The 14,531-nt window shown below is 65.9% G+C and carries 12 protein-coding genes; 5 read left to right on the plus strand and 7 right to left on the minus strand.

Annotated elements, in window-relative coordinates; all coding sequences use genetic code 11:
• Positions 1–169: 169 nt before the first annotated feature.
• The 4 genes from W930_RS0106945 to ilvB form a co-directional block, all read right to left on the minus strand.
• On the minus strand, positions 170–892 hold the full coding sequence (locus W930_RS0106945) for an amino acid ABC transporter ATP-binding protein (RefSeq protein WP_023595787.1): 723 nt from the start codon (positions 890–892) through the stop codon (positions 170–172).
• Positions 876–1,628, minus strand: a complete 753-nt coding sequence (locus tag W930_RS0106950) for an amino acid ABC transporter permease (RefSeq protein ID WP_023595786.1) — start codon at positions 1,626–1,628, stop codon at positions 876–878. The genes W930_RS0106945 and W930_RS0106950 overlap by 17 nt, the downstream gene beginning before the upstream one ends.
• 150 nt (positions 1,629–1,778) lie before the next feature.
• Positions 1,779–2,558 (minus strand): basic amino acid ABC transporter substrate-binding protein, encoded by a 780-nt coding sequence (locus W930_RS0106955; RefSeq protein WP_023595785.1) that lies wholly within the window; start codon positions 2,556–2,558, stop codon positions 1,779–1,781.
• A 230-nt stretch (positions 2,559–2,788) separates the two neighbouring features.
• Positions 2,789–4,609: a biosynthetic-type acetolactate synthase large subunit gene (gene ilvB / locus W930_RS0106960; protein ID WP_023595784.1), complete on the minus strand. Its 1,821-nt coding sequence runs from the start codon at positions 4,607–4,609 to the stop codon at positions 2,789–2,791.
• A gap of 172 nt (positions 4,610–4,781) precedes the next feature.
• Between ilvB and W930_RS26500 the strand changes: the two genes are divergently transcribed.
• The 3 genes from W930_RS26500 to W930_RS0106975 all read left to right on the plus strand — a co-directional run bounded on the left by W930_RS26500 (position 4,782) and on the right by W930_RS0106975 (position 6,661).
• A complete protein-coding gene (locus W930_RS26500; RefSeq protein WP_023595783.1) occupies positions 4,782–5,276 on the plus strand; it encodes an Lrp/AsnC family transcriptional regulator in 495 nt (164 codons plus the stop codon).
• Between the two features lie 147 nt (positions 5,277–5,423).
• Complete coding sequence (locus tag W930_RS0106970) at positions 5,424–5,981, plus strand: peroxiredoxin (protein ID WP_023595782.1); 558 nt, start codon at positions 5,424–5,426, stop codon at positions 5,979–5,981.
• A 14-nt stretch (positions 5,982–5,995) separates the two neighbouring features.
• Complete coding sequence (locus W930_RS0106975; protein ID WP_023595781.1) at positions 5,996–6,661, plus strand: hemolysin III family protein; 666 nt, start codon at positions 5,996–5,998, stop codon at positions 6,659–6,661.
• On the opposite strand, the gene W930_RS0106980 is transcribed toward W930_RS0106975, so the two are convergent.
• Positions 6,652–8,292 (minus strand): ATP-binding protein, encoded by a 1,641-nt coding sequence (locus W930_RS0106980; RefSeq protein WP_023874495.1) that lies wholly within the window; start codon positions 8,290–8,292, stop codon positions 6,652–6,654. The genes W930_RS0106975 and W930_RS0106980 overlap by 10 nt on opposite strands.
• Before the next feature lie 284 nt (positions 8,293–8,576).
• Here W930_RS0106980 and W930_RS31055 point away from each other — a divergent pair, with 284 nt between their 5' ends.
• On the plus strand, positions 8,577–10,208 hold the full coding sequence (locus W930_RS31055; RefSeq protein ID WP_269203725.1) for a methyl-accepting chemotaxis protein: 1,632 nt from the start codon (positions 8,577–8,579) through the stop codon (positions 10,206–10,208).
• A 150-nt stretch (positions 10,209–10,358) separates the two neighbouring features.
• Here the strand turns inward: W930_RS31055 and W930_RS0106990 are convergent, their stop codons facing one another.
• Together W930_RS0106990 and W930_RS0106995 are read right to left on the minus strand one after the other, a co-directional pair.
• Positions 10,359–10,643 carry an acylphosphatase gene (locus tag W930_RS0106990; protein ID WP_023595778.1) on the minus strand — a complete coding sequence of 95 codons (285 nt, stop codon included), beginning with the start codon at positions 10,641–10,643 and terminating at the stop codon, positions 10,359–10,361.
• Between the two features lie 119 nt (positions 10,644–10,762).
• Entirely contained in the window at positions 10,763–13,357 is a 2,595-nt protein-coding gene (locus tag W930_RS0106995; protein WP_024788478.1) for a sulfite reductase flavoprotein subunit alpha, read from the minus strand.
• 444 nt (positions 13,358–13,801) lie between these two features.
• On the opposite strand from W930_RS0106995, the gene otsB reads away from it, so the two are divergent.
• The gene (gene otsB, locus W930_RS26505; protein WP_023874500.1) at positions 13,802–14,530 is read left to right on the plus strand and encodes a trehalose-phosphatase; all 729 of its coding nucleotides are present in this window, start codon (positions 13,802–13,804) and stop codon (positions 14,528–14,530) included.
• Position 14,531: the final 1 nt, after the last annotated feature.

Genomic DNA, 14,531 nt, shown 5'->3' on the forward strand with positions numbered 1-14,531 from the left:
AGGCCCCGGGGACGGGTCACTGTCCTGTGAGAAAAAATCCTGGCTGGGCGCTCAGGGTGCCTGCGGGGTGCGTGTGCCGCTGCCTTCGCGGCACTCGACGCGCGTACCCTCGCATTGTAATCAGATGCGGCGCGCGCATATACCTTCGCGCGCCCCGTCATCGCGAGATTTACAGAACTTTGCGCAGAAATTCGCGCGTGCGCTCGTGCCTGGGGGCCGAGAATATCTGGTCCGGCTTGCCCTCTTCCATGATCACGCCCTGATCGATGAAAAAGACGCGGTCGGAGACTTCACGCGCAAAGCCCATTTCGTGGGTAACCACGACCATCGTCATGCCCTCTTCGGCGAGCGACTTCATGACCTCGAGCACTTCGCCCACGAGTTCCGGGTCGAGCGCCGAGGTCGGCTCGTCGAAGAGCATGACGGTCGGCTTCATGGCCAGCGCACGGGCAATCGCCACGCGCTGCTGCTGGCCACCGGAGAGCTGGTTCGGAAAGGCGTCGATCTTGTCGATCAGGCCGACCTTTCGCAGCAGTTGCTCGGCAATGGTCACGGCTTCGGCACGCTTGATGCCGTTGACCTGCATGGGCGCCAGGATCAGGTTCTCGAGCACCGACATGTGCGGAAACAGGTTGAAGCGCTGGAACACCATGCCGACGCTCGCACGCATCGCGTTCATGTCGGTCTTCGGATCTTCCACGTGAAAGCCGTTCACGAGCACTTCGCCGCCGCTTACGTCCTCAAGCCCGTTCAGGCAGCGCAGGAAGGTGCTCTTTCCCGAGCCCGACGGGCCGATCACGCACACCACTTCCTTCTCTTCGATGCGGCAGGTAATGCCGCGCAGCACGTGCGCATCGCCGTACTGCTTTTGCAGGTTATTGACGACGATCACCTTTGCCGTACCTCGTTTCCAGATGTTGAACAAAAGCCGAGAGCACCAGCGTGATCGCCCAGTAGATGAGCGAAATCGTCAGGTACGGCTCCCAATAGCGCGCGTACGCGCCCGACACGGTGCGCGCGGCGTACGCCAGCTCCGCCAGACCGATGGCCGACGCCAGCGACGAGTCCTTCACAATGGCGATCGCGTTGTTGCCCAACGGTGGGAGCATGCGGCGAAACGCCTGCGGCAGCACGACTTTGCGCAGCGTCTGCATATAGGTCATGCCCAGCGAGCGTGCGGCCTCTGCCTGCCCGCGGTCGATCGACTGGATGCCCGCACGGAAGATCTCGGAGACGTAGGCGCCGGCATTGAGCGAGATGGCCAGCACCGCCGACATGAACGCGCCGTACTGCGAGCGAATTTCACGCGCGAGGTCGCCGCTCACGATCAGCCCTTCGGACGGATTGATCAGCACGGGCATCAACGCGAAGTGAATCAGAAGAATCTGAACGAACAGCGGCGTGCCGCGGAAAAAGCTGACGTAAAAGCGTACGGGGTATTGCACCACGTAGCGAAGGAAATACTTGTAGAAACCGTGACGCGCCTCGGCCAGACGGCCGACGCCGAGCACGAGCCCAAGTAGCGTACCGGCGATCACGCAGATCACCGTGCACTTGAGCGTCATCAGCGTGCCCTCGACGAACAGGGGCATGTACTCGCTGATGATGTTCCACTGGAACCCACCCATGAAGCACCTTTCTCACGAAATGAAACGAACCGGTTGCCCGGCAGAAAAACGCTCGCGGCCCGGGGGTTGACGTCGGAACTCGACGATCAGCTCACGGGCCGCGAGAGGCCAGCTATTTGGCGCGCGTGGCGCGAATCTTACACGCGTTGCTTATTGTTGCGGCAGCGTCGGCACTTCCGAGTCGAACCACTGCTTGTAGATCTTGGCGTAGGTGCCGTCGGCCACGATCTTCTTCAGGCCCGTGTTGATCTTGTCGAGGACCACCTTGTTGCCCTTCTTCACGGCGATGCCGAAGTACTGGCGCTTGAACTTGCTGTCGTACACCAGCTTGAACGGCTTTTCCGGATGGCTCTTGATGTAGAACTTGATCACGCCGACGTCGCCCACGGCGGCGTCGACACCGCCGCGATACAGCTCTTCGAGCATGAGCGGCGTGTTGTCGAAGCGACGGATCGCAGTGCTTGCACGGCCCAGTTCCTCCGAGACGGCGATGTCGCCCGTGCTCGAATTGACCACGCCCACCTGGAGCTTCTTGAGATCGGCCAGGCTCGCGACCTTGGCGCCCGGCGCGGTGATGATGACCTGGTCGGCCGGGAAGTACGGCGCCGAGAAGTCGACCATTTCACGACGCTTGTCGGTGATGGTGATGCCCGAGATGATGATGTCGCGATCGCCCTGATCGAGCGTGGCGAAAATGCCTTCCCACGGCGTGCTGACCAGCTTCACGTTGAAACCGCCTGCCTTGCCGACCGCCTTGATCACGTCGATGTCGAAACCCACCAGTTCCTTTTGCGGCGTTTCGAATTCGAACGGGCGATACGTACCGCCGGCGCCGACCGTGTAGGTCGGTTCAGCGGCCTGCGCTGCGGGCACCGCGGCGAAGGTCGTCAGAAAACAGGCGGCGGCCAGCACGAGGCGCTTCGTCAACATGTTGATTTCCTTGGCGAGAATTCTTGAAAGAGCGCAATGATACTCCTGGCCGTCCGGGAAACGAAAAAAACCCGCCGAAGCGGGTTTTGTCGTTGCGATCTCGCGACGAGACGTCGAATTCTCACTGGACGGTAATGCCTGGATGGCGCGCGGATGCGCGCCACATTGGCGGTCGCCGGCGCGCGTCGTCAAACCAGCCGGCCTGCCGCGCCCCGCCTGCGCGGCGCGCGTCAGAACGCGCCCGCGGCGATCGGCCCCGCTGCCTGCCCGGGCCCGAAGACCACGTCGCGATACGTCTTGCCTGCGGGAATCATCGGATAGACGTCGTCCTCGCGAGCGACCAGCACATCGAGCAGGTACGGCTCGCTCGGGTCGGCGAGCATGCGTTCCAGGGCACCCCGCAGCTCGTCGGCCCGCGTGACTCGCGCGCCCGCCACGCCGTAGCCCGCCGCGATGGTCACGAAGTCAGGGTACGGACGGCCGTCGTCGGCCCCGTCGGGCGCGTTCGGATCGACCAATGACGACGCCACGCGATTGCGCGCGTAGATCATGTCCTGCCACTGTCGAACCATTCCGAGCCACTGGTTGTTGATGACCAGCACCTTGACCCCCAGTCCGTAGCGGCGGCACGTCGACAGTTCGTTGACGGACATGTTCAGGCTGCCGTCGCCGTCGATGTCGATCACCGGCACGTCGGGCAGCGCGACCTTCGCGCCGATGGCCGCGGGCAGACCGAAGCCCATCGTGCCGAAGCCCGCGCTGGACAGGAATGTGCGCGGCGCGCGCAGGCGCAGGTGCTGCATCGCCCACATCTGATGCTGGCCCACACCTGTCGTGACAACCGCTTCGGGCGGAAGCTGCGCCGCGAGCGCCGAGATCACGTCGACACCGGTGAGCACGCCCGCACTGCCGCCCGCGTCCACTGTCGGCGCGCGCAGCGGGTGCGCCTCGCGACGTTCGCGCAGATACGCATGCCAACCGGGCACGTTGCGGCGCTTCGCGTGCGCCAGCAGCCCGGCAAACGCATCTCGCAGATCGGCATGGACGCCGAGCGTCACAGGTTTGTTCTTGCCGATCTCCGAGGCGTCGACATCGATATGCACGATCTTGGCGTGACGCGCGAACGCGCTCGGATCGCCAATGACGCGATCGTCGAAGCGCACGCCGAGCGCCAGCACCAGATCCGCCTCGTTGACGGCCACGTTCGCGACATAGGCGCCATGCATGCCCAGCGGCCCCAGCAGCAGACGATGGTCATCCGGCAAGGCGCCAAGGCCCATCATCGTGAGCGCGACCGGGCAATCGAGCGCCTCGGCAAGCGCCGCGAGCTGAGCGCCGGTGCCCGAGGCGATGACCCCGCCACCGGCATAGATGACGGGACGCTCGCTTTGCGCGAGCAACGCGGCGATGCGCTGCGCCGTCTCGTCGCTCATGCCGGCGGGCGCGGGAACCGTGAAGCGCTTGTCCGTCGGCTGATCGGGACGGGCCTGCTGGATGTCCTTCGGAAAATCGAGCAGCACCGGACCAGGACGCCCGGCCAGCGCGCAGGCGGCCGCCTCGCGGATGGCGGCCGGAATGTCGCGCGCCTCGCGCACCTGGCGCGCCAGCTTCGTCACCGGTCGGGTGATGGCGACGATGTCCACCTCCTGAAACGCGTTCTTGCCAAGCCAATGCGTGGCCACGTTGCCCGTGATCGCGAGCACCGGTACGGAGTCGCTTGCGGCGTCTGCGATACCCGTCACGAGATTGGTCGCGCCGGGGCCCGAGGTGGCCAGGCAAACGCCGAGCTTGCCGGTGGCGCGCGCATAACCCTGCGCACCGAAGACCGAACCCTGCTCATGTTCGGTGCGCACCAGCGTGATGGCCACGCGCGAGAGCGCGTCGAGCATCTCCAGGTTCGCGCCGCCCGGGTAGCAGAACACGGTCTGCACGCCAATCTCGACCAGTGTGCGCGCAATCAGATCAGCGCCCTTGGCGGACAGCGGGGCGACGGGCTGGGCAACGGCCCCGGTTGCGGTTTCGCTGGCGGGCAGCGTCAGATCGAGTTTCATGATGTCTTGTGTTCCTGCGGATTCCGCCAGACAACGACGGATTGTTGCGGCAAATGCGCCTTATGAAGCTCAAGCTTACGGAAACCCGTCGGTAAATGCTTCGCGTATCGTTGACAAATCCCCACCAATTTCACATGATTCATTCAAATATTGCCGCACTAAGGAATAAATCATGCAACTCGACGAATTTGACGAAAAAATTCTCGCAATCCTGCAGGAAGATGCCTCGCTTTCGGCGGCACAAATCGGCGAGCGAATCGGGTTATCGCAGTCGCAATGTTGGCGGCGAATCGACCGCCTGGACGCGGAAGGCGTGATCGAGCGTCGGGTGGCGCTGGTTGACCGGAAGAAAGTCGGCCTGAACGTGATGCTCTTCGCGCACGTGAAGCTCGCAGGCCACAACCGCAACGCCCTGCCGGAGTTCTCGAAGGCGATCCAGGCGTTCCCGGAGGTACTCGAATGCCATGTGCTCATGGGCAATGTCGACTTCCTGCTGCGCATCGTCACGCGCGACGTCGATGCCTATGAGCGATTTTTCTTCGAGCGCCTCTCGCAACTGCCGATGGTCCAGGAGGTGAACTCGATGATTGCCCTCTCGCAGATCAAGTCGACCACCGTCCTGCCGATCGGCGAGGGTCACACGGGCGGTGTCTCCGCGGCGTCGTAATTTCGCGGGCGCATCGGTGTTGCCAGCGTCAGACGCGTCGACGGGGCCGTCTGTGCGCGGGTGCGGACGGCGCGCCCGGCGCAAGGGCCACGTTGGACAGGGTGCGCGCAAGCCTCTATCCTTAAGCATCCACTCCGGGAGCCTCGCATGAAACGTTGGTTCGGACTGACGGCCGCCGCCGCGATTATCGGCGTCACGGCCTGGTGCTTCATCCCCGCCCACGCGGCACTCAAGAACGGTTCGCCCGCACCCGACTTTTCGGCGCAAGCCTCGCTGGGCGGCAAGGTCTTCACCTTCTCGCTGGCCGACGCCCTGAAGAAAGGCCCCGTCGTGCTGTACTTCTATCCGGCCGCGTTCACTCAGGGCTGTACCATCGAAGCGCATGATTTCGCCGAAGCCACCGACACCTTCAAGTCGCTCGGCGCGACGGTAATCGGCGTGTCGCACGACAACATCGACACGCTCAACAAATTCTCCGTATCCGAGTGCCGCAGCAAGTTCGCCGTGGCCGCCGACACGAATCAGCACATCATGCGCGCCTACGACGCCGTGCTCTCGCTCAAGCCGGACTATGCCAATCGCGTGTCCTACGTGATCGCACCCGACGGCAAGGTGATCTACAGCTACGTCAGTCTCAATCCCGACAAACACGTCGCCAACACGCTCGAGGCCGTTCGCCAGTGGCGCAAGACGCATCCCGCATAAGGCCCCCCGTCGTCATGCTCACCGCCGAATCCCGCGCCAAGGCGCTGGCACGAGAACAAACCCGCAGCGAAGAGCTCGCCAACAGCATCAGTCACGGCGTCGCCTGCCTCGCCGCACTTGCAGCCATTCCCTTCCTGTTCGGCACCAATCGCCTGCCGTTGCCGAACACGGCCGAACAAATCGGCCTGGGCGTGTTTGCCGCCACGATGGTTGTCGTCTACCTGGCGTCGGCGCTCTATCACGGGCTGCCGGACGGACGTGCGAAGCGGCTGTTCATGCGCGTCGACCACTGCGCCATCTTCCTGTTCATCGCAGGCACGTACACGCCCTTCACGCTCAAGATCCTGAACGATCCGTGGGGGTTGCCCCTGCTCACCGGGGTATGGACCATGGCGATCGCCGGCCTGCTTGCGAAAGCGTTCGGCCTGCTCGACCGGCCGCTCGTCTCGACGTTGCTCTATATCGGGCTCGGCTGGATGGCGGTACTGGTCGCCGGCCCCGTGCTGGCCGCGATTCCGGGGCCCGGTGCCGGATGGCTCTACGCGGGCGGCGCCGCCTACACGATCGGCGCCGTCTTCTATTCCCTCGACGGCCACATCAAGTTCGGGCATTTCGTCTGGCATCTGTTCGCCATCGGCGGTACTGCCTGCCATTACCTCGCGGTGTGTCGCTACCTCTGATCCCCGCCATCGGCCGATAGACGCCTGCAATCCGCCAGCTTCGCGCTCAACCGGTCGCAGCGCGCGGTCAACGCCGGATCGCCGAACATGCGGCAGGCGCCACGCATGCGATGGAGCAACGCCTGCGCCGCATCCAGGTCCTCCCGGCGACGGCGGCCCATCAGACGCCGAAAGCGCGCCAGATCCTTCGCCATCTCGTCACGCATCAGACGACGGGCGCATGGATCCTCGGACAAGGGCGCCCGCCGCACCGCCGGCAACGCCACGGGCATTGGCGACGCAGACCATTCCCCCGTCTCACGGGGCCACCGCAGCGCAAGCACCCGCCCCAGCTTCGCGCACGACACCGGCTTCGTCAGCACGGCATCGATGCCGGCCTCACGGGCCGCGCGCGCGGCAATGATCGATCCCGTCACGGCAAACACCACGGGCGGTCGACGGCCGAGCACCGGCGCCAGCGCCTGAAGGGTCTTCGCGAGCGTCAGTCCGCAGGCGCCGCCAAGGTGCACGTCCGTGAGCACCACGTCGATCTCGTGCGACACCCATTGCAGCAACGCCTGCGTCAGGTCCTGCGCGCGCTCGACGCGGCAACCGAGCGACGCCAGCTGGTCGGCCAGAACGGCACGATTCATCGCATGATCGTCGACCACGAGCGCGTGCAACCCCGGACGCACGTTCACGGGCGCGGGCGCCATATCGACCGGTGCGGGCCTCGGAGTCCGTGCGGGCGCCACGCGTGGCGTGGCCAACGGCACGGACAACCGGAACCGGGCACCCGTCGTCGACGGTTCCACGTACAAGGCCCCGCCCATGCGATTCGCCCATTGCCGTGCGATCCACAATCCAAGCCCCGAACCCGGCACCGCTCGGTCGCCCCGGGCAAACGCGGCGAACACCTCGTTCTCCATGCCCGCGGGAATACCGGGCCCCGTGTCGCTGACGCGAACGGTCAGCCAGCCGGATAGCGGCGATCCGACGGGCGCGCCGGTGCTGCCCGTTCCACCTGTGCTGCCGGGGTCGTCGGGGGCGCCCGCCCGCCATGACACGGTCGCCGCCACGCCGCCGCAGAGCGTGAATTTCAGCGCGTTGTCGACCAGCGTGCGCACGATCTGACGCAGCCGCACGGCGTCCCCTGTCACCGTTGACGGAACGTCATCCGCAATGTCGCAGTCCAGCGCAAGCCCCTTGCGCCGGGCGATCTCGCCGAACGCATGGATTTCCTCGTCCAGACAGGCACGAATCTCGAAATCCGACGCCTGAAGCGGCAGGTCCGCCCCGCCGTCCCCGAGGCACCGCAATTGCAGCACGTCGTCCACCACACCGGCCGCCACGCGAAGCATGCTGCCCATGGCGTTCAGGCGCGAGCGCCGCAGCGCGCCACCCTCATCGACGCCCTCGACGGTGTGGCTGCCGCCTTCCGGTGCCACCGGCACCGACGCCTCCGCCCGCAGCGCATCGAGATGGCCCTGAAGCACCTGGAGCGGCGCGCGCAATTCGTGCACCAGCGCCAGCCGAAACGTGTCGGGATCCGGGAGGGCGTGCCTCTCGGCGCCTCGCGCCTGCATGCCGCGCACTTCGCACCGCCCGGCGCCGGCCGGCTCATGCGGGTTGTTGAATTTACCAAGATTCATCGCATCGTTGACGCCACGTCACGGCTCGTGCGCTTCGGCGTACTGAAGAAACCAAATGAGCTTCAAAGTCTCGCCTTTTGCCGGTTTTGTGCGGCTGCGCAAATTCTGATCTTCCTTTCCCGGCGTCGCGTTTTCGGAATCGCCCGAGCCGAATGACTCAAGTTCTGCCTCTCATGTGCCGATAATCCCTATGCCCCGCCTTGCACACACCGATCGACGGGGAGGCCGCACGCTCTCAATCCGCGACCCGGGCATTCAATCCACCAATCCATATGTATAAGAACATGACGATTCGGACCAGCCTGACACTGGTCCTCGGTTTGCTTGGTGCACTACTCGTTCTCGTCAGCGTGCTGGGCCTTCAGGCACTCGGTTCCAGCAACCAATCCCTGAGCAAGATGGCGGAGGAGGACACGCCCGCGCTGGCGGAACTCAAGGGGACCGGCGAGCAAATTCTGCGTACCCGGATGTCGATGGCAACCTACGCGTCTTACGTGAGCCTCGGCGCTGATCCGGATGAATCGGAAAAAGTTCTCAAGCGTGGCGCGGAATATGTCGCCACGTCGGACGCGCTGTGGAAGGCCTATCTGAATCGTCCCAAGGAGGATGCGCACGAAGCGGAGGTTGCCAAGGCAGCGGACGAAAAGCGTCGTGCCTTTTTCGACAAGGTCATCACACCGGCCCGGAATGCCCTGACGCAGGGCGATGTGGCCGGCTTTCATCAGATTCAGGCGCGCGTCGCACCCGCGGCGTACAACGCGCTCGATGGCTTGATGCGGGAGTTGCAGGACATCCAGATTGCGCGTCAGAAGGCCCGCTTCGAGGCGGCGCAAACGCGCTACAACGTCATGCGCATCGCCCTGGGCGCCACGCTGGCCGTGGCGCTGCTGCTCGCGCTGTGGGGGCGTGCCATGCTCGCGCGCGCCGTGCTGCGCCCCATTCGTGAAGCGATCACGCATTTCGAGCGTATGGCCGCCGGGGATTTGAGCCAGCGCGTCGAACAACGCACGAACAACGAAATGGGGCAACTCTTCGGCGCTCTCGGCCGCATGCGCGACGGGCTCGCCGGCACCGTGGGAACGGTGCGCGAGAGCACTGAAGCGATCCACGCCAGCGCCCGGGAAATCGCCGACGGCAACGCCAATCTCTCACAGCGCACCGAATCGCAGGCCTCGTCGCTGGAGCAAACCGCCGCGAGCATGGAAGAACTGACCGCAGTGGTCAAGCAGAACGCCGAAAACGCCCGTGCGGCCAGCCAGCTGGCAGTGACGGCTTCGGAGACCGCCACGCGCGGCGGCGACGTCGTCCAGGAAGTCGTGACGACGATGCGCGACATCGCCGACGCCTCACAAAAGGTCACCGACATTCTGACGGTCATCGATGGCATCGCGTTCCAGACCAACATCCTGGCGCTCAACGCCGCGGTGGAAGCTGCGCGCGCCGGTGAACAAGGCCGCGGCTTCGCCGTGGTCGCGGGCGAAGTGCGCACGCTGGCCCAACGCAGCGCGTCGGCGGCAAAGGAAATCAAGGGACTGATCGAAGCCTCGGGCAATCGCGTGGAGACCGGCACGCGGCTCGTGGAACGCGCCGGGGCCACCATGGTGGACGTCGTGCAGTCGGTGCGGCGCGTCACCGACATCATGGGCGAGATTTCGGCGGCGAGCGTCGAGCAGTCGAGCGGCATCGAACAGGTCAATCGCGCCGTCACCCAGATGGACGAGATGACCCAGCAGAACGCCGCGCTCGTGGAAGAGGCCTCGGCAGCTGCCGCCGCGCTCGAGGCCCAGGCCGCAAGGCTTCGCGAGTCGGTTGCCCTGTTCCGCCTCTCGGCTCACGAAACGGCACACGCCCAGGCCGGTGCCAGAGGCGAGCCGACGCTCGGCGCCACCTCCGACGCCCTGCCCTTGGCAGCCTGAACGCCCGATTACCTGTCCCCGGCCCGGCCTCGAGGCGCCGGGGACGCCCTCCCTACCCTATCGGCCGCTGCGTCCGGCATTCCCCACCGAGCGTGCCATCGGCAGGCCGCCCCCCCCCCCGATGGCGGCAAAGGCGCCTGCCCCCGCGCATCAGATACTGGCGCGCTGCTCGAAGCCCTTGAGCGGCAACTCCGCTACCCACGTCCGATCGACATCGCACGACGACACCTGCGCGCCGGGCGGCCCCTGACGCATCCACTCGCACAGCGCCAGCAACTGCTCGGCCTCGCCATGCGCAATGGCCTCGACGGTACCGTCGCGCCGGTTGCGTACCCATCCGGCCAGACCGATCCTGCGTGCCTCGACCACGCACGCCGCGCGGAAGCCGACGCCCTGCACCAGCCCATGCACCACGATTTGCCACGTTGCCGTCATTGCCCCTCCTCGCGCGATGGCTCGACGCCCCGAACCATGGATCTCCATGGCGCGTCACGGAAAAAGGGCCCGATCGACGTCGAGCCCTTGCGTTACGTTAGCACACCACCGGTTCACGTCTAATAGATGTCGCGTCGATAGCGGCCCTGCGCGCCGAGATCGAGCACAACCTCCGCGCCAAGGGCGTCGGACAACGCGGCATCCACTGCGGGTGCCATGCCGGCGAGGCTACCGCAGACGTAGATCGACGCGCCGTCGGCCACCCATTGCGCGATTTCCGGCGCCACTTCGCGCACACGATCCTGCACGTAGACGCGCTGCGCCTGATCACGCGAGTACACCCGATCCAGTCGCGCGATCCCGCCCTGCGCCCGCCACTCGTGCAGCGTCGTGTCATAAAAGCTGTCATGCCCGGCCTGGCGCTCCCCGAAGATCAACCAATTGCGGGTATGTCCCTGGGCGATGCGTTGCGCAAGATGCGCCCGCAGGCCCGCCAGTCCGGTGCCGTTGCCGATCAGGATCATGCCGCTCGCGTCCGACGGCGCATGGAAGCCTGGATTCCGACGCACGCGCATGCTGACCGCCTCGCCCAACACCGCGCCCTCGGTGAGCCAGCCCGAACCCAAACCGAGCGAGCCGTCGGCGTTGCGCGCCTGACGCACGAGGAGCATCAGGCGGCCCTCGGCCGGCGTGGACGCAATCGAGTATTCGCGCCGCGGCAGCGGCGCCAGACGCGAGAGCCAGTCCTGCAAATCGATGCCGGCCGGCGGCGCCGCCTCGGGCAGCACACGGTCGCGCAGCGCTTCACCTAACGTGGTTTCGCGTCCGGCAACACCCACACGCACGTCGGGAGTCCATACGCTTGCGCACAGAAACGCGTCGATGCGCGCCGCGGCGTGGCGCGGCAGTACCTCGACCAGGTCTCCGGCGACCCAGTGCGCATCGGGCGGCGGCGTGAACGCCAGATGATAGGCCGGGAGTCCGGTACTGCCGGGGTTGAGGACGTCGCGCTCGGCCAGGGTCCATGACTGAAAGCCGGGGGCGTCTGCGGTCCGGTCGGGCACCAGCGGGTGCCCCAGCCATTCGCCCAGTCGCACCTGCCAGCGGGCCCATGCGCCGGGATCGCCGCGGTCGACTTCAATCGGCTCGAACGCCGCCACGCCGCCCTGTGCCCGCAGCCAGCCGTCCAGCTTGCGTCCGAATCCGCAGAAGCGGTCGTAATGACTGTCGCCCAGCGACAGCATCGCGAAGCGAAGCGTGGGCAGGGCCATCGCCTGATTCATCAATTGCTGCGCGAAGCGGCGCGCGCTGTCGGGCGGCTCGCCGTCCCCGAACGTGCTGACGATGAAGAGCGCCCGCCGGGCTGCCGCCAGTTGCGCCTGGCCGATCTGGGCCAGCGGCTGAATCTGCGCCGGCACGCCGGCGCCCTGCAACATGCCGGCCGTCTGCCACGCGAGGCCCTCGGCCACGCCGCTCTGGCTGGCATAGCCGATCAGCACGCCCTCCTGTGGCGCCATGTCGACCTTGGCACCGCGCATCGGCCGCGCCGCCGCCAGCGTCCGCTTCTTCTTGCGACGGTCCAGATAGAGCATCCAACCCGTGACGAAAAACACCGGCATCATCAGGCTCGAGAGCAGCATCACGACGATGCCGGCCTGACCGAAGAAACTGCCGCGATGCAGTGCGTAGATGCTGGTCATCAACTGGCCGCCGGTCGTCTTCGACGCGTAACGCTCCTCGTTGCGGATCTCCCCGGATGCCGGTGCAATGTCCATGCGACTGAACGCGCGCTCGTGCGGTGCCGAGGCGTCGAGCCAGGTCACTTGCAGCGCGCCGCCCGGCTTCTGCGCCGGGCGCAGATAGACCTTCGTGTAATCGGGCACGCGCGCGGTGAACTGGCGCCACGCGGTCGCCAGATCCGACGCGGGCGTCGCCGCCAGGTCCGGCAGCGCGGCTTTGCTTCCCGCCCCTCCGCCCGCAGGCTGGGCTTCGCCCCCCTTGCCCGCCGTCCTCGGGGGCGAGGACGGTTTGTTGCGCACCGGTTGAGCCACGCCAGCCATCGTGAACAGCATGCCGCGCCACCAGTCGTACGACCAATAGAGCCCCGTGGTGGCCGACAGCAGATACGGCACCAGCACCACGGTGCCGATCACCGCATGCAAGTTCCAGAGCAGCGGCCGGCCGCGCTTCTTGAAGTCGATGTGGAGCCACGCGCGCCAGTTGCCGATACGGCGTGGCCAGCGCAGGTACAGCCCGCTCAACGCAAGCAGGAACAGCAGCAGCGTCGCCGCGCCGGTAATCTGCTTGCCGATGCCATCCACCGTCAGAAAGCGGTGGATGTCCATGATGAAGCGAAACACGACATCGGCCGTCGAGCGCCCGAGCATCTGCCCGGTGTAGGGGTCGACGAAGTACGTCTCGCCACGTCGCCCGTCGCCAACGGCCAGACGCACGCCTACCGCGTCTTCGGGTGAGCGCGCGAGGGTCATGAGCAGGATTCGGCGCCCGGGTTCGGCGCGGTGCACTCGCGCGACCAGTTCGGGCACGGACAGCGGCGCCGCATCACGCACGGCGACCGTCATCACGCCGGGACTGAACGCCCGCGTCAATTCCTCATAGTAGGAAAGCAGTGCGCCGGTCAGGCCGACCACCGCCAACACCAGCCCGGCAGTGATGCCGAAGCACCAATGCAATTGAAACCACAGTCTTTTCATCATTGTTGTCGTGCAGCGCACGTCCGGGCGCCGAGATGGCGCGCCGGGCGCGCGCGCGGCAGGTGTACCGTATGCCGCGTTCCCCGATGGAGCGCTTTGCGCAAGTAACGAATGGTATTGCAAACGATTCTCATATTCAATACCAATCAAACTTTCCATTCGTTGTAGGCGTCATCCGACAGGAATTTCATACATCGGACGACGCCCTACCGCTTTTCGACGAGTTAGGATGGCTTTATCCGCGCGGATGTCCGCGCTCCCGCCCACCGAATCGCCGCAAGTCACATCTCGTCTTCCCTCCCCCGCGCCTGACGCCCGGCCCCGGATATGACCTGTCGACCTGCGGCACGACAGCGACGGAGAGCCATGCAACCCAATGCGTCTACCCCTTGCGCCCCGCCGGTCACGACGCCGGCCGATCATTGCGATGTCGACGTGAGCGCAATGGCGTTCTTTTTCGACCTGGACGGCACACTCGCGCCGCTCGCGCCGCGCCCGGATGCCGTAAAGCTGCCGCTCGACACCACCCGCGTGCTGACCAGTCTGTTCCAACGCACGCGCGGCGCGGTGGCGGTGGTCTCCGGACGCGCCATCGACAATATCGACGGTCTGCTCGCCCCGCTGCGGGTGCCCGCCGCCGGGCTGCATGGGGCCGAGATCCGCCACGGCGACGGCGAACTCGTGCGCGCTCCGGGTCATGCCGCGGACACGACCGCCATTGCGAGCATGGTCGCGCCGCTGCAAGCGCTCGTTGCCCGGCATCCCGGCTTGTTGCTGGAGAACAAGGGCAGTGCACTCGCGCTGCACTATCGCGGCGCGCCGGAGCTCGCGGGTGTGGCGCGCGAGACCATGCAGGCGCTTGCCGCACTGCACGCCGAGCGCTTCGCGCTCCAGCCGGGAAAGCTCGTCTTCGAGTTGCGTCCCCGGCATGTCAGCAAGGGGCACGCGATTACTACACTGCTAAAGGAAGCCCCGTTCGCCGGACGCACGCCGCTGTTCGCCGGCGACGATCTGACCGACGAGGCCGGTTTTGCCGACGTGAACGCCCTGGGTGGCGTCACGATCAAGATCGGCGAGGGAGAGACCTGTGCCCGCTACCGGCTACCCTCGCCGGATGCGCTCACGTCCTGGCTGCTCACGTTGCGTGAGGGCTCCCCGCGCCAAACCCGATAGG

The sequence above is a fragment of the Pandoraea sp. E26 genome (assembly GCF_000681415.1).
Classification (GTDB): domain Bacteria; phylum Pseudomonadota; class Gammaproteobacteria; order Burkholderiales; family Burkholderiaceae; genus Pandoraea; species Pandoraea pnomenusa.